Genomic DNA, 264 nt, shown 5'->3' on the forward strand with positions numbered 1-264 from the left:
CACTCAAGCCCGCTTGCGGGCTTGAGCAACTTAGATTCATGGGCGTGCTTATGGACTTCTTAGAAGTCCATGCCGCCACTCAAGCCCGCTTGCGGGCTTGAGCAACTTAGATTCATGGGCGTGCTTATGGACTTCTTAGAAGTCCATGCCGCCCATGCCGCCCATGCCGCCGCCGCCCATGCCGCCTGGCATGCCGCCGCCAGCCGACTCCTTCTTCGGAGCCTCCGCGATCATGGCTTCGGTGGTGACCAGCAGGCCGGCGAC

Source organism: Mesorhizobium sp. WSM4815 (assembly GCF_055811575.1).